This window comes from Treponema sp. OMZ 798 (assembly GCF_024181385.1).
Classification (GTDB): Bacteria; Spirochaetota; Spirochaetia; order Treponematales; family Treponemataceae; genus Treponema_B.
The window spans coordinates 875,618-892,280 of sequence record NZ_CP051305.1 but is presented as its reverse complement, the minus strand read 5'-3'; the positions used below and the strand labels follow the sequence as shown (position 1 = coordinate 892,280).

At 40.4% G+C, this 16,663-nt stretch carries 15 protein-coding genes and 1 tRNA gene; 6 read left to right on the top strand and 10 right to left on the bottom strand.

Translation table 11 applies throughout. From position 1 onward, the window contains the following. Positions 1 to 453 carry a hypothetical protein gene (locus E4O07_RS04085; protein WP_253687540.1) on the bottom strand — a complete coding sequence of 151 codons (453 nt, stop codon included), beginning with the start codon at positions 451 to 453 and terminating at the stop codon, positions 1 to 3. Between the two features lie 133 nt (positions 454 to 586). Between E4O07_RS04085 and E4O07_RS04080 the strand changes: the two genes are divergently transcribed. Together E4O07_RS04080 and E4O07_RS04075 are read left to right on the top strand one after the other, a co-directional pair. After that, positions 587 to 1,219 carry a redox-sensing transcriptional repressor Rex gene (locus E4O07_RS04080; RefSeq protein WP_253687539.1) on the top strand — a complete coding sequence of 211 codons (633 nt, stop codon included), beginning with the start codon at positions 587 to 589 and terminating at the stop codon, positions 1,217 to 1,219. A 1-nt stretch (position 1,220) separates the two neighbouring features. Next, the gene (locus E4O07_RS04075) at positions 1,221 to 2,237 is read left to right on the top strand and encodes a class I SAM-dependent methyltransferase (protein WP_253687538.1); all 1,017 of its coding nucleotides are present in this window, start codon (positions 1,221 to 1,223) and stop codon (positions 2,235 to 2,237) included. Positions 2,238 to 2,301: 64 nt separating this feature from the next. Here E4O07_RS04075 and ruvB read toward each other — a convergent pair whose 3' ends face one another. The 8 genes from ruvB to E4O07_RS04035 form a co-directional block, all read right to left on the bottom strand. Continuing rightward, complete coding sequence (gene ruvB / locus E4O07_RS04070) at positions 2,302 to 3,333, bottom strand: Holliday junction branch migration DNA helicase RuvB (protein WP_253687537.1); 1,032 nt, start codon at positions 3,331 to 3,333, stop codon at positions 2,302 to 2,304. An 11-nt stretch (positions 3,334 to 3,344) separates the two neighbouring features. Further along, positions 3,345 to 4,520: an iron-containing alcohol dehydrogenase gene (locus E4O07_RS04065; RefSeq protein ID WP_253687536.1), complete on the bottom strand. Its 1,176-nt coding sequence runs from the start codon at positions 4,518 to 4,520 to the stop codon at positions 3,345 to 3,347. A 182-nt stretch (positions 4,521 to 4,702) separates the two neighbouring features. Then, complete coding sequence (gene glpK, locus E4O07_RS04060; RefSeq protein ID WP_253687535.1) at positions 4,703 to 6,193, bottom strand: glycerol kinase GlpK; 1,491 nt, start codon at positions 6,191 to 6,193, stop codon at positions 4,703 to 4,705. Then, the gene (locus E4O07_RS04055; RefSeq protein WP_253687534.1) at positions 6,190 to 8,808 is read right to left on the bottom strand and encodes a bifunctional glycosyltransferase/class I SAM-dependent methyltransferase; all 2,619 of its coding nucleotides are present in this window, start codon (positions 8,806 to 8,808) and stop codon (positions 6,190 to 6,192) included. The genes glpK and E4O07_RS04055 overlap by 4 nt, the downstream gene beginning before the upstream one ends. Then, positions 8,805 to 9,758: a glycosyltransferase family A protein gene (locus E4O07_RS04050; RefSeq protein ID WP_253707713.1), complete on the bottom strand. Its 954-nt coding sequence runs from the start codon at positions 9,756 to 9,758 to the stop codon at positions 8,805 to 8,807. Before E4O07_RS04050 ends, E4O07_RS04055 begins: the two co-directional genes overlap by 4 nt. Further along, a complete protein-coding gene (locus E4O07_RS04045; RefSeq protein WP_253687532.1) occupies positions 9,733 to 11,298 on the bottom strand; it encodes a spiro-SPASM protein in 1,566 nt (521 codons plus the stop codon). Before E4O07_RS04045 ends, E4O07_RS04050 begins: the two co-directional genes overlap by 26 nt. A gap of 27 nt (positions 11,299 to 11,325) precedes the next feature. Then, the gene (locus E4O07_RS04040) at positions 11,326 to 11,604 is read right to left on the bottom strand and encodes a hypothetical protein (RefSeq protein WP_253687531.1); all 279 of its coding nucleotides are present in this window, start codon (positions 11,602 to 11,604) and stop codon (positions 11,326 to 11,328) included. Between the two features lie 78 nt (positions 11,605 to 11,682). Continuing rightward, entirely contained in the window at positions 11,683 to 12,096 is a 414-nt protein-coding gene (locus E4O07_RS04035; protein WP_253687530.1) for a hypothetical protein, read from the bottom strand. 134 nt (positions 12,097 to 12,230) lie between these two features. Here E4O07_RS04035 and E4O07_RS04030 point away from each other — a divergent pair, with 134 nt between their 5' ends. The 3 genes from E4O07_RS04030 (at position 12,231) to E4O07_RS04020 (ending at position 14,006) form a co-directional block, all read left to right on the top strand. Next, complete coding sequence (locus E4O07_RS04030) at positions 12,231 to 12,773, top strand: FKBP-type peptidyl-prolyl cis-trans isomerase (protein WP_253687529.1); 543 nt, start codon at positions 12,231 to 12,233, stop codon at positions 12,771 to 12,773. Positions 12,774 to 12,844: 71 nt separating this feature from the next. Next, a complete protein-coding gene (locus E4O07_RS04025; RefSeq protein WP_371921961.1) occupies positions 12,845 to 13,831 on the top strand; it encodes a Gx transporter family protein in 987 nt (328 codons plus the stop codon). A gap of 103 nt (positions 13,832 to 13,934) precedes the next feature. Next, a tRNA-Gly gene (locus tag E4O07_RS04020) sits at positions 13,935 to 14,006 on the top strand. Between the two features lie 28 nt (positions 14,007 to 14,034). On the opposite strand, the gene E4O07_RS04015 is transcribed toward E4O07_RS04020, so the two are convergent. Next, positions 14,035 to 14,760 carry an NADase-type glycan-binding domain-containing protein gene (locus E4O07_RS04015; RefSeq protein ID WP_253687527.1) on the bottom strand — a complete coding sequence of 242 codons (726 nt, stop codon included), beginning with the start codon at positions 14,758 to 14,760 and terminating at the stop codon, positions 14,035 to 14,037. 148 nt (positions 14,761 to 14,908) lie between these two features. On the opposite strand from E4O07_RS04015, the gene pheT reads away from it, so the two are divergent. Further along, positions 14,909 to 16,663, top strand: a complete 1,755-nt coding sequence (gene pheT, locus E4O07_RS04010; protein ID WP_253687526.1) for a phenylalanine--tRNA ligase subunit beta — start codon at positions 14,909 to 14,911, stop codon at positions 16,661 to 16,663.

Below are 16,663 nucleotides of genomic sequence, written 5' to 3'. Positions count from 1 at the left end.
TTATTCAAGGTCTTTTTGATGACTTGTATTTAACTTTGCAACAGTTTCACCCAAGCCGAGCTCTTCTAAAAGCTCCATAAACTTAGTGATGCCTATAAGCTCGCAATCTACCAACTCCTCAGTTCCGCCTTCCTTTGTAAGATAGAGTTTGCAGCTTGTTTCCCCTCTGGAAGTTTTAGTAACTGCACGGATCGAAGTTTTGTCGATGTCATACTTCTCCGTTTTTTTTCCTGTTTTTATAAGCAGGGTACGTCCGTCAAGTTCTATTGTAATTAGATTATTAATAATTATAAACCAAACGTAAGCAGCAAAAACAACGATAAACAATAAAAAACCGGCAACAGTACTTTTTACAAAAAAAGAAGCTATTGCAGTAACAAAAATTGCTGCACCCAATCCAAATAAAAGATTTAAAAATACCCTGTAAGGCCGTGCCTTGTATACACTTTTCATATTTTCCTCCGTGAACGTATTATAATCAATTATTTCTGTAAAGGTCAATATCCTAAAACATAACAATCTTGACATTGACAAGGATTTGAATGTAATATCATAGTATAAATACTTTTATTTTAAGAAGGATGCTATGACAAAACAAAAAGTACCGGCGGCTCCATCTGTGCGGAGACTGCCTTCTTATCTTCAACTTATAAAAAAAGCTGAGGCTGATAAGCTGGAATACATATCTGGAACAGTCATTGCCGAAGAATTGGAACTTGAGCCTATTCAGGTAAGAAAGGACTTGACAATTACCGGAATTGTAGGTAAACCGAAAAAAGGTTATCCCGTTAAACTTCTAATAACGGCTATCGAAAAATTTTTAGGATGGAATAAAGAAAAAAAAGCCTTTGTAATAGGGGCCGGAAGTTTAGGCACGGCTCTTTCAGGCTACCAAGATTTTAAAGAACACGGCCTTGAAATTTGCGCAGCCTTTGATTCCGACAAAAGAAAAATAGGAAAAGAAATTCATGGACTTCCCATATTTGGAATGGATGAATTGGAAAAAAAAGTTAAAGAATATAAACCCGAAATCGCTGTTTTGACTGTTCCTTCAAAATATGCCCAAGAAGCCGCAAATGCTCTTGTAAAAGCCGGTATCAAGGCAATTTGGAATTTTACAAACATCAAAATCAATGTACCCGCCGGGGTTATAGTCCAAAAAGAAGATTTAAGTTCCGGTTATGCAATGCTCGGTGTTATGATGAGCGGCAAAAAATAAAATGCAAAAAAATAAATATCAGGCGGAACTTTTTAAAAACCGACTGCAAAAGAGATTTAAGCATTTATCAAAATGGGCAAGAAGAGAAGGTGTTTTTGCATACAGACTGTATGACAAAGATATTCCTGAAATTCCTCTTGCAGTAGACATCTACTTTGCCGAAGAAAACTGCATAATAAACAGTTCTGCCGAAAAAAAAGCTTTTTTACTGATTTATCTTTACAAGCGGCCCTACGAAAAATCCCAAGAAGAAGAAAAGGAATGGCTTTTAGAAATTGAAGAAGCGGCAGCCTCAAGCCTTTCTATTCCTAAAGAAAGAATTTTTACAAAATTGAGGGAAAAGCAAAAGGGAAAAAATCAATACGAAAAAGTTAACTCAAGTAAAAATCTTATGAGTGTAAAAGAAGGAGAATGTTTATTCTACATAAATGTAGAAGACTATTTGGATTCCGGTCTTTTTTTGGATCACCGCCCTGCCCGTTCCATGATTTTTAAAGAAGCAAAAAATAAAAAAGTTTTAAACCTCTTTTCATACACAGGAAGTTTTTCGGTTCATGCGGCAAAGGGCGGCGCTGCTTCAGTAGATTCGGTAGATCTATCCAACACCTACTTAAATTGGGCAAAGGAAAACTTAAAACTAAATAAGCTCTTTGATGAAGAAAAAACTCGGCTTATAAAAAGCGATGTAATCCGATTTTTGGAAAAAGCAATCGAAGAAAAAAAAGAATGGGACTTAATTATCTGCGACCCTCCGACCTTTTCAAATTCAAAAAGTGCGGATGTCTTCGATGTAAATAAGGATTGGCTTAAACTATGCCTTTTATGCCTCGACGTACTTTCAAAAAACGGAAGATTTTATTTTTCGACCAATTCTCAAAAAATAAAATTCGATGAAGCGGAACTGATTAATTCTTCCCCAAAAAAGATAAGGGTAAGGGACATAACAAAGACCTCAATCCCCGAAGACTTTAGAAATCAAAAAATACACAAGATGTGGATGATAGAAGAAGACAAATAGGCAGATCTCTCCACTAATCAAAGAGACCGGGGCTCTATACTAATCGAAAAGACAGGTTTCCCCACTAATCAAAGAGACCGTCTTGCCCATCTCCAAGTCTAGGCGGATTTAACCCCAGATGGTCATAGGCTTTAAGCGTAACCATACGGCCGCGCGGAGTGCGCCGGAGAAGGCCGGACTGGATAAGATAAGGTTCGTAATAATCTTCCAGAGTGTCCTGAGATTCTCCTATCGAGATTGCAAGGGTTTCGGCTCCGACGGGGCCGCCCGAGTAGTTTTCGATAATGGAGCGGAGTATCTGCCTGTCATAGGTTTCAAGACCGAGGCTGTCGATGTTAAGCTGCTTTAAGCCTGCGGCGACTGTCATCTCGTCAATCGCACTCTTGCCTGCAACTTGGGCAAAGTCTCTCATGCGCCGCAACAAACGGTTTGCCACACGCGGAGTTCCGCGTGAACAGCGGGCCAAGGCAAGGGCGGCTTTTTTTTCTATCTTGATTTCGAGGATATAAGCGGAACGGCTTATAATCGAAGCTAGCTCTTCATGGCTGTAAAACTCAAAGCGCTGCACAATTCCGAAGCGGCTTATGAGGGGGCTTGAAACCATCCCTGCCCGCGTGGTAGCCCCGACAAGGGTAAAAGGCGGAATCGGAATGCGCACCGTTCTTGCTCCCGGCCCCTGCCCTATTATCCAGTCGAGTTCATAATCTTCCATTGCGATATAAAGCATCTCTTCGATAGCAGGTTTTAGACGGTGAATCTCGTCTATAAAAAAGACGGAGCGTTCGGTCAGAGTGGTAAGAATACCTGCCAAATCCTTGGGCTTATCGAGGGCAGGAGCTCCCGTAACTTTAAAGTCTACACCGAGCTCGTTGGCCGTAATTTGGGCAAGGGTTGTTTTTCCCAAGCCCGGCGGGCCTATCAAAAAAAGATGATCTAAGCTCTCGCCCCTTTCGCGGGCAGCCTTTATAAAGACGGATAAATTTTCTTTTGCCTTTGTCTGCCCCTGAAAGTCAACAAGAGAGCGGGGACGAAGAGCCCTATCCTTTTCGTCCCCGGCCTGCTCTTCCGGGCGCACTACCTCAAAATCATCGCTCATAATTTTATCGTTTAAAGCGCGGCCTTAAAGATTGCATAAACATCTTCGGCTCTAAGTTCTTGAAAGCCGTAGATAACTCCGTTTTTGCCTCGGTGAGCAACGGCAGCTTCCGCCATTTCTTTTAAATGCTCTTCGCCGATTCCCACTTCTTTTAAGGTCATCGGAATGCCGAGAGATTTAAAAAAGTCTGAAGTACACTCGATTGCTTTTTCGGCCGTTTTATAAACTTCACCTCCCTTAGGAAGACCCCAAACATTTATGCCGTAATCGGCTATCTTTTTTACGGTTTTATCGTTTAAGCACCGGCGCAGCCAATGAGGGGTCAAGATAGCCAAGCCCACTCCGTGAGTGATGTCGTAAAAGGCGCTCAGCTCGTGCTCCATAGGGTGAACCGACCAAGCCGTTTTTTTGCCGTCACTTAAAAGGCCGTTTATAGCCCAAGTGCCTGCCCACATAAGGTTTGAGCGGGCTTCGTAGTTTTCGGGATTTTCAATAGCCAAAGGGCCGTACTCTATACAGGTTTTTAAGATGCTCTCTGCAAACCTGTCTTGAAGATAGGCGCCGTCATTTAGAGTGAAATAACACTCGAAGGTGTGGCTCATAATATCGGCCGTACCTGCGGCTGTCTGATTTTTAGGAACGGAATAGGTGTATTCGGGATCAAGAACCGAAAATTTAGGAAGAAGAGACGGAGCTCCGAAGCCGAGCTTTTCCTTGGTTTTAAGGTTTGAAATAACTGCTCCTCCGTTCATCTCGGAACCGGTCGCAGAAAGGGTAAGGACTGTTCCTATAGGGAGCACGTTTTTAATTTCGGCCTTGCCCGTAATCAGATCCCATGCACTTCCTTCATAGTTTACGCCCGCAGAAACAGCCTTTGAGCAGTCGATGGTGCTTCCCCCTCCGACAGGCAGGATAAAATCCAGCTTATGCTCGCGGACTATTTTTATGCCCTCCTCAACTTCTTCAATACGGGGATTCGGAGAAATACCTGAAAGTTCCTTATAAAAAATTCCGGCTTCATCAAGTTTTTTTACGATTGTGTCATAAAGCCCAATTTTTTTGATACTGCCTCCACCGTAACAAAGGAGAACCCTTTTTCCGTATTTAAGAATCTCAGACGTTAAGTTCTCGATACTGCCCTTACCGAATAAAATTTTAACCGGTACTTCAAATTCAAAATTATACATACTCTACCTCCATAAAAACTTTTTGCAGGAAACATCAGTTTCCGAAAAAAGTTTTTTCAAGCGGTTTGTTTACAAACCGCATACAATAAACGATGTTTGCCGTTTACGGCAAACTCGAAGATAAACAGTGAGGCTGAATTCCTGCCGAGCTGTTTATCGTACCTCCATAATCTATAAAAACTTTATGCCCAGTTCATTGAGCGTTCTACCGCTTTTTTCCATCCGGCATAGAGAGAGCTTCTTTTTGCTTCTTCCATGTCCGGCTTAAATTCCCTTTCGATATCCTGTATCCGTTTTATCTCGCCCTGCTCCTTCCAAAAGCCGACTGCAAGGCCTGCAAGATAGGCAGCACCCAAGGCCGTCGTTTCTTTTTCGAAGGGGCGCAACACAGGAACGTTTAAGATATCCGACTGGAACTGCATTAAAAAATTATTTGCGCAGGCCCCGCCGTCAACCTTGAGCGACTTTAAATTTATCTTGGAATCCCTTTCCATAGCATAAAGGACATCCTTTGTTTGATAGGCTATGGCTTCCAAGACCGCACGGACAATATGCTCTCTTTTTGCTCCCCTTGTCAAGCCCAAGAGGGCTCCTCTTGCATACATATCCCAATAGGGTGCACCAAGGCCCGAAAAGGCCGGAACAAAGTAGACCCCGTTCGTATCGTCTACAAGCCCTGCATAGTATTCCGTTTCGTGTGCATTATAGATAAGCTTTAACTCATCCCGCAGCCACTGGACTGCAGCCCCCGCTATAAAGCTGCTTCCCTCCAAAGCATATTTTACACTATTATCTATGCCGAATGCAATAGTCGTAAGAAGCCCGTTTTCAGATTCGATAATTTTTTCTCCCGTATTCATGAGCATAAAGCAGCCCGTACCGTAGGTGTTCTTTGCAGAGCCTTCTTCAAAACAGGCTTGGCCGAAAAGAGCGGCCTGCTGATCCCCCGCAGCTCCCGCAATAGGAATCTTAGCTCCGCCGAAGGTGTGTTCATCGGTATATCCGTAAACATAACTTGAAGGCTTAACCTCAGGCAGCATGGCTTTAGGAATATCAATAGCCTTTAAAAGTTCTTCATCCCATTGCAAGGTGTGAATATTAAAAAGCATTGTGCGGGAAGCGTTTGTGTAATCGGTTACATGCACCTTGCCTCGAGTCAAATTCCAGATAAGCCAGGTGTCGATGTTCCCGAAAAGGAGCTCGCCTTTTTCGGCCATAGACCTTGCCTCAGGCACATTGTCTAAGATCCACTTTATCTTGGTTCCCGAAAAATAAGCATCTATTATCAAGCCGGTTTTTTTTCTGATGGAATCGGAAAGGCCTTTTTCTTTAAGGGCATCGCAGATATCGGCTGTTCTTCGGCATTGCCAAACTATGGCGTTGTAAACGGGGCGGCCCGTGTTTTTATTCCAGACAACGGTTGTTTCTCGCTGATTGGTAATGCCGATTGCGGCAATCTCTTGGGTGGAAACTCCGCTTCTTTCCAAAACCTCGCGGGCTACACCGCTTTGCTTTCCCCATATTTCCATGGCATCATGCTCGACCCAGCCCTGCTTAGGAAAAATTTGAGAAAACTCCTGCTGAGCCGTTGCAAGTTTTTTTCCGCTTTTATCGAACAAGATTGCCCTGCAGCTGGTAGTCCCCTGATCAAAAGCTAATACATATTTTTTCATCTTAGATCCTCCAATCTTCCCTGTTTCATTGCATACACTTCCATACTATCTCCAAGTCTAAACATCTTGCTTATAGACAAAACAATTTTCCAAAGTATTCCGTTCTTTTTAAGATTTTTACACCATTTAAATCTCTCAGGATGGTGCCCTATAGAAACGATTTTTAAAACCTTAAAGCCGTACATACCAAGCTGATCTCTAACCGTTTTAGCATCCCAAATGGAATAGTGGTCTGTAGGACTTTCTGCAAAAAATTTATAAGGCAAAAAGGTTCCGGTAACACCGGAAAGGTTTGGAGTAGAAAAAGCAAAGATTCCGCCCGGCATTAACAGGTCGTTTACTTTTTTTAAAACGGAATCCAAGTCTTGAAAATGTTCGATGACAAACCACATAGTAACGGCTGCAAAACCGTCGTCTTTGATAGGAGTTAAAACCGATTCAAATCCGCTTCCCGTCATTTGCTTTTGGTAGATGTACTCATAAGATGGAGGCAATGAAGGAAAGGCCGAAACAAAGGCCGGAAGTTTTAGCTCATCGGTTACATATTTTACTGCCGCTTCCGAAATATCGGTTCCCACTGCGTACCAGCCCGAATACTTTGCAGCAAGAACAAAGGGACCGTAGGCACAGCCTATATCCAATATTTTCTTTTCGCCGTCAAAAATACTGTATTCTCTTTTGCGGTAAAAAATATCGATATAGAGTTTATCGATAATTTCCATCCGCCGCATTCCCTGTTTTCTTATAGATTCAAAGTCCTCTAAATAAGTCTTGCCGTATTGAGCCTTATACTCATCAAAAAAATAAGTTTTGGTATATTGCTTTGGAGGACTTACTATAAAAGAAATATGATACATACCGCATCGCAGACAATGAGCCATAGTTCGATCCGGAGTTCTGGCTGCAACTTCGGAGGTACTTTCTTCCCCGCATATGGGACACAGGTGTTTTGAACCGAAGGATAAATTTTTTATAAGCGAAGGTAACTCCTTGGATTCGGAATACGGAGTAATAATATTAGGTATCTTAATTCCATGGGAAAAAAGATTAGCAAAGTCTATAACGGAAGGGATTCCAGGAGGAAGAGATGTAAAACCGGCCGCTAAACCTAACTTATAATGATAATCGGTAGGAGAAGCCAAAATCACATAACAGCCTGCGGCCAAGGCTTCAAAAGCCGTAAACCCGTAATGAGTTACAACCAAATCCCATTCATGAAGCCTCTCTTTTAAATTATCAATTCCTGAAAAAACTTTAATTTTTCCTTCACATTGTTTTATATCTTCAAAGCTCAAATTTATATCTATTGCAGAAACATCAAATTTTAAAGAAGCTAGAATTTGCGCAATAGGGAGGGTCATCCTATAAGAATTTTCACCGCCGCAAACTACAAGAACCCTTGTTTTTTTAGGAGTCAAGTGTATCTTTTTATTTTTAATAAATTTGTTGGTTGAAAGCTGCTTTCTCCTATTTACCGGAAGGGATATTAACTCAGGCGAAAAAAGATTAGGAATCCGGTCGGAGATAGAAGCATCTTCAGAAGAGCTTACATTTTTAAGTGAAGGCAATATATCCAAAATAAAATCTGCAAATCCTCGTCCGGTGCCGCCGTCGTCAATTGCTATAACATGCCCTTTATTCTTAAAAAAAGCCATCTCATCTTCAGAAGTTCTAAACCTGTCCAAGACTATCATGGCTGCTTTTTTTGGAAACTCATTTACGATTATATCGGAAGGAATTGAATTTAAAAGAGATTTTGAAAAATTAGGATAATCCGACTCGGGTATATAGATCAAACATCTTAATTTTCCCAAAAGAGATCTAGTCAAATCACATACCCTGTGCAGGTGACCACTTCCGCGGCCCGGAGTAACCGAAGGACAAAAGACCACCAATCTATCGGCATAACTTACAGCCTCAACTATATCGGCAGGCATAAACGGAGACTTTTTTTTATTTGAAATTAAATACTTATAAATTTCTTTTGCCTTTTCATAGTCTTCGGCGGTATCAACGGTAGTACGCAGATCGGGATAATACCACGCAGGCGGAGTCGTCTCTCTAACACATCTATACTTATCGGAATGACCGTAAATTGCAGGAGACACATGCTCATGAGCATATTCATCATCGGTTTCGGAAGCGGCTTTTAAAAGAGAATCGGCTTTGATAATTTCTATTCCGGAGCCGTGCGGAAGGCCTGTGTAAGTAAAATAGTCAGGCTCCCCCAATTCAAAATAACGGCGGATTGAAGCTTCTGCAGCTTGAACAAAGAGAAACGGATTATCGGCCGTAACCCTAATAATAGCTTTTAAAGGTTTATTCGGAAAAGTGGAATTAATAAACCCAACGGCATCACAAAAACGCTTTAACACATCTTCTTCAGGACCCTCAATACAAAGATAACCTAAGGATTCGGCTATCGGTTGAAATTCTTTTTTTGAATTGGTATCGCAGGCTAAAATAAAATGTTCGGCAGGCAATTCTCTAACCGAATCCAAAACTCTGTACAAGATAGGCCTGTCACCCAAGTCCAACAAAGCCTTCCTAACCAAGCGCTTGGAACTCAAGCGGGCTTGAACAATTACGGCCGTTCCTTCATATAAACCAATCATATGCTGGGCTCCCATTTACAAATTAAGTCTTGAGGTGATTTTAAAAAACGGTATTTATTTATATGCACCCAATCTTGTACCGCCTTAAAATATTTATAGGCCTTAAAAGGATTTAAACCGGATCTTACCGCATACGAAAAAAATAAATACCAAGGCAGGCTCCCTCCTTTTTTACCTACAAGAGGGGCCAAATTTTTTAAATAAAAATTTATATAAGAATTATCTGCAGAAATATCTTCAAGAGGGGGAGCTCCGGCATATTTCATTTTATATAAATTTGAAATCAGAATCTCCATACCCCATAGATGGGTTCTAAACCCGAAATCCAAATTTTGCCAATAAGGATTCTCTATAGTATAATCAAAGCCTCCTATTTCGATAAATTTTTCTCTATTATAAATACCTGCAAAATCATACATATAGATTGTATGGGTTAAATCTTTTCTGCATAAAAATTGCTCCGTCGAAAAATCCCTGTGAGTAAGAGAGGGAACAATTTGTACCGGAATGAGAGCATTTTTTTCATCGATTAAAACGGGAGCGACACAGATTACGTCCGATTGAGTAAGGGTATCTATCAAACTTGCAGGAAGGGCCGAAGAGGATAAGGCCATATCACTCCATAAGACCATAACATAATCCGAAGAGACTTCCGAAATACCCAAGTTAATCATGTCCCCTGCTGTAACCTCTTCAAGAGGAACTAAAAATTTTACCTCAGGGAATTGAGAGGACAAGGACTCAAGCTCAAACCCTCGGCGGGAGCTGTCTACAAAAACTATGGAGGTAAAACCTAAATCTATCAGGTTTTGAAAAAGAGAAGAAAGATAATATCGGGCTCCTCTGTTTAATACCAAAACGGAAACAGGGGTTTTAAAATCGCCTGAGCTTTTTCCTAAAACCGTATAAGGAATTTTTCGTTCGTTAAAAATTGTAGGTATAGTATTCATCGCAGGATCCACATAAATCTCCGTATCTGCATTCCAAATGCTTTTTATATACCTCGAATGCTTTTTTACGGATTGAATCTAAACTATCCGAAAAAGCATTTCCTAAAATATTATTCCTTTTAATATCTTCTTTACAAAGAGGTACCGAGCCGTCTGTTAAAATATACATATCTCTTTTTAAATGCCAACAAGGATGGCGATTAAAAGGAGATAAATCTGCGACCCTCCTATCTTCAAGCAATTTACAGAAGGTATCGTATTTTTGAATAATTACATTAACACCCAAATTTTTCCAAAAACGGTAAAAGGGTTCAACCTCTATCTCGTTTTCTTTCATACGCATAATTTGAGCCCATACGGCATCGGGGAAAACTTTTTTTAAACCGTCGGTAAAGGTAAGAGCTTGTTTTAGTTTTATGTTTGCCTCATCTTCGGAAAGGCCGTGCACCTTAGCATACATCCCTGAACTTACCGCATCAATAGATACAATCCAATAGACGGGAAGCATTTTATTTTTTCTTTTTGGAGAGGCCTCAATAATTTTTTCGAGACGGTCTATAAATGATGAAGGCCAATATAAGCCGCAAGTTTCAATCAAAACGGATAACTTAGGAAAAGATAAGATTTTTTCGATTACCGAAAGAGTGTCACTGTACATTGAGGGTTCAGCGAAAACCGAAAGAGAAATTACGGCATCATCGGAATATTCTGCAATTTTTTCGACAAGAGAAAAAAGAACCGTCTTATCCATTTCTTTTTTTTCTTCAAGTCCTAACACCTCGTTGGGCTTATATATCGAATTAAGAGGATAAGAAGAATTTATCTCGATACTATAATATGCAGGAAGGGTAAAAAGCTCTTCTTTTTTTTCGTCTATCAGTTCTGCATAGTTTTCGGCATTTATACCTGCAAAACGGCTGCATAAAAGAGCATTGCGTTTTGAGTCGGCGGCAAAGCGGAGACGCAGATGCCGTAAATCGAAAGGAGCTATCATGGTTTCAATATCATAGCTGTTTATTTCTTTTTTTATCGTATCGAAAATAAAAGAACGCTCAAAGGAAGTTTCGTTTTCGGAAAGTTTTGCAAGAATAGGACAAAGCCCCGAGGCGAGAATTTCAGGGATAAGACCTTCCGGGTATCCGTCGGCAAAGCTGTACTCGGCCCTGTATTCCAAATGCCGGTTAAAAAGTTTTTCAGCTGCATTTAAATCGATAAGGGGTTCATCCCCATGCATAAAAAAGACATTTTCAAAACCGGATGATTCGGCTTCTTTTGCGGCCTCTTCAAAAACGGCTTGAGGACTTATTTTTTGCAAGACCTTAACCTTCCACTCTATTCCTAGCTCTTCCGATTTTATATTTTTTAAAATAGAAATAATAGGCTCTTCGCATGAAGCGGAGGTTAAAACAATGATTTTTTTACAATCGGGAAAGGCGGCAGCCGCACGGAAAGAGGCTTCAAAGGGGATTATACCGTTTTCGAGTTTTTTAAACGAATACTCCGAAATATCATAGGCGGATAAAACAGCAAAAGACTTCATAGCTCCTATATCGGCAAAAAAAGGCCTTTATTTTAATTTTTTAGCTGCAGTCAATACTTTTTCTTTGGAAGAATAAAGCTGAACACTTGATCTTTGAATCCAGCCCTTTCCCAAGTTTACCCAAAGAATCTGTTCCTCATCTTCTTTTACGATTTCAAGTCCCTCAACAGGGAAAACATCAAGCTTTCGGGCATGAGAGATGGTTATTCCGTCATCTCCCGGCTTATCTAAAAGCGAAACATAGGTTTCGATTATTAGGGCAAAGCGGTTTGCGTCATTCATAGCCGAATCAGGCGGCAAATTCAAACTTTGTAAAGGATCCTCCCTTGAGCAAGACAAAAAACTTGTAAAAAGAAAAAGAAGAACTGCAAACCGCTTCATAGATTAAAGAAAGATAGCCTTTGAAAATAAAAGATGCAAGGCCGAAGAAACTAAACATACATAGCCGATTATTTCGTCATAATTTTTTATTATGCCGAAAAAGTCGGGTAATGATGTAACGTTTTCGTTAGACTCCAAATATCTTCCCAAAAATACTATTGCACCTGCAAGGCCTGAAACAACAGGTAAAAAATCTCCCAATATTACTATATTGGTTCCGACAGGACTGAGCATCTTTGAAATTGCCGTAAAACCGGAAAATATTGTAAGCAAAAGCAAAAAGGTTGAATCCCTTAAAACGGGATATTTATTTTCGCGGTCGGCAGGCTCATCGCCTCTGACAGTCTTGTCAAAAAATACGAGAATAAGCCCCATAATCAAATTTGTTGTGATTGAAAGAAAATAAAAAGGTAACATTTTGTCCTCCGGTACAGTTAGATTATTTTTGAAAACTGCAATAACTGCATTAGATTAAGTTTAAGCCATTTTATATAAAAAATCAAGAGGTGACATTAGTCTTGATTTTTGTTTATAAAACATGTATTATCTTTATGATGAAAATAGAAAAAGATACAACAGTCAGTTTGGAATACACACTGAAAGATGCTAACGGCGAAGTTCTTGATTCGTCCGATGTAATGGGTCCGTTGGAGTACATCCACGGATATAATATGATTATTTCCGGCTTGGAAAAAGCCCTTGAAGGCAAAGAAGAAGGAGCCGAGTTTAAACAAGTTGTTCCTCCTGAAGAAGCCTACGGAGAAGCCTTTGACGATCTGATAGTCGAAACAAACCGCTCTCAGTTCCCTGAAGGTGCAGAGTTGGAAGTAGGACTTGAATTTGAAGCAGGCGAAGGTCATCACACCCGGATTGTAAGAATCACAAAAATAGACGGTGATAAGATTACTATAGATGCAAATCATCCGCTGGCGGGAGAACCCCTTCACTTTGACGTAAAAGTCCTATCGGTAAAAAAGACTACCGAAGAAGAGCTGCAAGCTTTGATTCAGCAAATGTCCGGAGGATGCGGCTGCGGATGCGGTCATGAATATGACGAAGACGCTTGCGGCTGCGGATGCTCAGGTTGCCATTAAAAACGAAAAAGGCAGATTACCTTATTCCCTTGTTCGGAGGATTTTGTTTTTTTCTTTCGGCAATAGAAATAATGATACCCAAGCCGGTTCCTTTTTTTAGAATCGGCTTGGCAAATCTGCCCCTTCTTTTAGGTATAGATATCTTCTCTTTTCCGGCCTTTATGCTTCTTTTGCTTATAAAGGTTTTAGGCCAAGCCCTAATTTCGGGAACTCTTTTTTCGTACATTCTTCTTTTTTCTGCAATCGGAACCTTTTCTTCAGGACTTTTAATGTATTCTATGAGAAAAATTCCGCGGAAAGCCGTCTCATTTATAGGAATCAGCTTGGCAGGAGCCTTTGTTTCAAACAGCCTGCAATTTCTTTTAGCAGTCCTGCTCATGTTCGGAAAATCGGCTGTTTATATAATTCCGCCCGTATTTTCTCTGGGGGCCATAACGGCAATTGCTTTAGGCTGGTTTGCCGCCGAATTTGAAGTACAATCCGTCTGGTATCAAAAAGTAAAAGCCGAAAGATTTGATTTTGTTTCTGATAATTCTCAAGCGGTCAGAAAGTATAAGATTAAAGAAGAATCTGAACAAACAAAAAGCAGAGCTTTAAGAGATAGATATCTTAGGATAGGTTCAGGCATAAGCCTTTTTTTAATCTTGCTATTTGTGCCTTTTCTGCCGGTACAAGCTATTGTCATGGGTGCAGCCCTGATTCTTTGTGCAGCCGACAAACAAAAACTTAATTTTTTAAATTTAATCTTTATGTTTACGGCCATTACCGTTTTCAACCTTTTTCCTCCCATGGGAAAGATAATTTTCAGCATAGGCAGTATTGATGTAACCCATCAAGCCCTGTTACGAGGATTTGAAAAAGCCATTGTTTTGACGGGAATGATATACATATCGAAATGGATGCTTAAAGCAAGGATGAATTTTAAAAGCAGGATAGGAAAATCTATCCAAGAAGCATTCGAGGTCTTTTACAAACTATTATCTGTAAAACACGAAATCAAGCCCAAAATGATAATCCCCACAATAGATTCGGTTCTTTTGAGTATAAACAGACTTTAAAATAACCCAAGCAACCGATATAGTTATTCACCTGCAATTTTTATGTTTTTTTTAAAAAAAGTATTGACATAAATTTTAAAAATCTATATAATACCAAAGTCTTGCGGATGTCGTATAACGGCTATTACCCCAGCCTTCCAAGCTGGAGACGTGGGTTCGACTCCCATCATCCGCTTATTTTGTAAAAATAGTTTAAATCAAACCTATTCTATAAACTTAGCTGAAATCTTTAACTCAGAAATACATGTATCATCGTAGTCGATTCCTTTGTAAACATCTTTTATAGTGCACTTTGCCAAAATAAGAGGTAAAATATACTCGTGTTTTCCCTTTAAAACGAGATCAAACGAAAAAACTTGCTCGGTCATTATATCTGAAAGGTTGACTTTTCCCTCATGTAAAATTACAGGGGTTCCATCCACACAATAAAAAAACTGAGTTGCAGCAATAGGAACTTCATATATTGCTATTTTAAGCTCTTTTACCCTGTTATTCTTTTTAAATGCTTGGTTGCTTTTACAAAAACCGTTATTCAGCCTGAGCTCCACCCTCACCTTTTTTTCGGTATTTTCGTTTGAAGAATAATCGATAAAACATGTTGAAGTCACATATTCTTCCTTTCCGGCTCCTTTAGCACCTTCCACCCATGCCGTCGATAAATCGGAATCTGAAATTTTATCGATTTCATAGGTATTTTCAGAGAAACCTTTTTCGATCAAGACAGAACTTCTTCCTGAAAGCCATTTTCCGCTTTGACCTTTTATACCTGCGTCAATACCGAAAAATTCATTTGCCGTTTTCGAAATTTCATCCGTATACTCGGAAGTGGATGATTCAAATATACTTGCAATTTCTTCTTCCGTTTCTTCTTGAGAGTATAAGCTGAAAACTTCAAACAAAATTATCAAAATAAGAATAATTTTTTTCATTAAAATAGCCTCCGATACTCGTATTATTGTCAAATAAGCAGTTTTGCCAATCCTTCATCTTCTGTTTAAGTTTTTGTTCTACACTTATAGCACAAAGGCGCAATTTATGATATAATTCTTCCCAGTTTTTTTAGCTGCGGAGGATAGAATGCCTAAGATTGAAGTAAATGAAAGCCTTTTTTTTAAGATGCTGGGAGCAAAGCTAGGGACAGAGCCCGAAGCAAAGCACGATTACGATAAACTTGAAGAGATTTTAACGTCAGCCAAGGCAGAACTTGACGAAAAACCCGATACCTCGCTTCCCGAAAAGGAAAGGATTATTAAGATAGAATTAAACGACACAAACCGACCCGACCTTTGGTCTACTGCGGGCCTTACAAGGCTTTTACGCATTCATGCAGGTGGCGAATCAAATACAAAAAACTATCAGAGTTTTCTTTCGTCAAAGGAAAAAACTCAAAGCTCCGCCGAACGTGTAGTTAAGGTTTCGCCCGAACTTAAAGAAATCCGTCCCTTTGCGGCGGGCTTTGTAATTTCGGGTAAGCCGATAGATGAGCTAATGCTTGCAGACATAATTCAAACACAGGAAAAACTTTGCCGCAACTTCGGAAGAAAACGAAAGACCGTTTCGATGGGAGTTTATCGCTCAAAGCTTATAAAATGGCCGATAGAATATACGGCTGTAGATCCCGATAAACAAGAGTTCACTCCGCTCGACATGGAAAAGCCCCTTTCGTGCCGAAAAATCCTAAAGGAACATCCCAAGGGAATCGAGTATGCTCCCTTGCTTGAAGACAAAAAGCTCTTTCCCCTTTTAAAAGATGCAAACGGAGAAGTCCTTTCGATGCCGCCTGTTATAAACAGTGCAAGGATAGGAGCCGTCCAGGCAGGCGATGCCGATCTTTTTGTAGAATTTACAGGTACGGACATGACAAGCATCCTGCTTTCTGCAAATATAGTCGCCTGCGACTTTGCCGACTGCGGATACACAATTCTTCCGGTAAAAATAGAACATCCTTACGAAACGGGATACGGAAAAACCGTCACAACCCCATTTTATTTTCAAGAAAATGCGGAAACTACGGTGGAAGCCGTCAATAAACTCTTAGGTTCCTCCTTTACGGCAGAAGAAATTGCCGAGGCCCTAAAGCGGATGGACTCGGAAACCGAAATTTCGGGCAATAAAATTAGGCTGAAACCCTCTCCATACAGGAACGACTTTTTACATGAAGTAGACATAATCGAAGACGTGATGATGGGTAAAACGGTTAACTTCTTTACTCCCGAAACACCCAACGAATTTACAATCGGAAGACTTTTGCCTGCAACCATGCTAAGCCGAAAAATAAAGGGCCTTATGACAGGCATGGGCTATCAGGAAATGATTTTTAACTACCTGGGATCAAAAAAGGACTATATCGAAAGAATGTGCATAGACGAATCTTCGGTCATCGAGATTTCAAACCCCATGTCCGAAAACTATCAATTTGTGCGCCCCTCTATTCTCCCCTCTCTTTTAAACGCCGAGATGGGCTCGGCAAATGCGGTCTACCCTCATAAAATCTTTGAGACGGGAAAAATTGCCTTTTTTGACGATACCCACTCCACAGGCACAGGTACAGCCCAAAGTTTAGGCTTTTTGACGGCAGAGCAAAACGCCAATTTTAACACGGCAGCAAGCGAGGCGGCTAACCTCTTATACTACCTCGGAATAGAATACAAGGTTTGCGAAACCGATGACCCGCGCTTTATTTCGGGCAGGCAGGCAGGCCTTCTTTATAAGGGAGAACAAATAGGAATATTCGGGGAGGTTCATCCTCAAGTCTTGGAAAACTGGGACATAAACATTCCCTGCTTTGCAGGCGAATTAAATATAGAAAAGATTTTGGAAACTCAAAACTAA

Excerpts from the sequence above, each read along its gene's own strand:
- E4O07_RS04085 (WP_253687540.1), bottom strand. The coding sequence starts at position 453 with ATGAAAAGTGTATACAAGGCACGGCCTTACAGGGTATTTTTAAATCTT.
- E4O07_RS04080 (WP_253687539.1), top strand. The coding sequence starts at position 587 with ATGACAAAACAAAAAGTACCGGCGGCTCCATCTGTGCGGAGACTGCCT.
- E4O07_RS04075 (WP_253687538.1), top strand. The coding sequence starts at position 1,221 with ATGCAAAAAAATAAATATCAGGCGGAACTTTTTAAAAACCGACTGCAA.
- ruvB (WP_253687537.1), bottom strand. The coding sequence starts at position 3,333 with ATGAGCGATGATTTTGAGGTAGTGCGCCCGGAAGAGCAGGCCGGGGAC.
- E4O07_RS04065 (WP_253687536.1), bottom strand. The coding sequence starts at position 4,520 with ATGTATAATTTTGAATTTGAAGTACCGGTTAAAATTTTATTCGGTAAG.
- glpK (WP_253687535.1), bottom strand. The coding sequence starts at position 6,193 with ATGAAAAAATATGTATTAGCTTTTGATCAGGGGACTACCAGCTGCAGG.
- E4O07_RS04055 (WP_253687534.1), bottom strand. The coding sequence starts at position 8,808 with ATGATTGGTTTATATGAAGGAACGGCCGTAATTGTTCAAGCCCGCTTG.
- E4O07_RS04050 (WP_253707713.1), bottom strand. The coding sequence starts at position 9,758 with ATGAATACTATACCTACAATTTTTAACGAACGAAAAATTCCTTATACG.
- E4O07_RS04045 (WP_253687532.1), bottom strand. The coding sequence starts at position 11,298 with ATGAAGTCTTTTGCTGTTTTATCCGCCTATGATATTTCGGAGTATTCG.
- E4O07_RS04035 (WP_253687530.1), bottom strand. The coding sequence starts at position 12,096 with ATGTTACCTTTTTATTTTCTTTCAATCACAACAAATTTGATTATGGGG.
- E4O07_RS04030 (WP_253687529.1), top strand. The coding sequence starts at position 12,231 with ATGATGAAAATAGAAAAAGATACAACAGTCAGTTTGGAATACACACTG.
- E4O07_RS04025 (WP_371921961.1), top strand. The coding sequence starts at position 12,845 with ATGATACCCAAGCCGGTTCCTTTTTTTAGAATCGGCTTGGCAAATCTG.
- E4O07_RS04015 (WP_253687527.1), bottom strand. The coding sequence starts at position 14,760 with ATGAAAAAAATTATTCTTATTTTGATAATTTTGTTTGAAGTTTTCAGC.
- pheT (WP_253687526.1), top strand. The coding sequence starts at position 14,909 with ATGCCTAAGATTGAAGTAAATGAAAGCCTTTTTTTTAAGATGCTGGGA.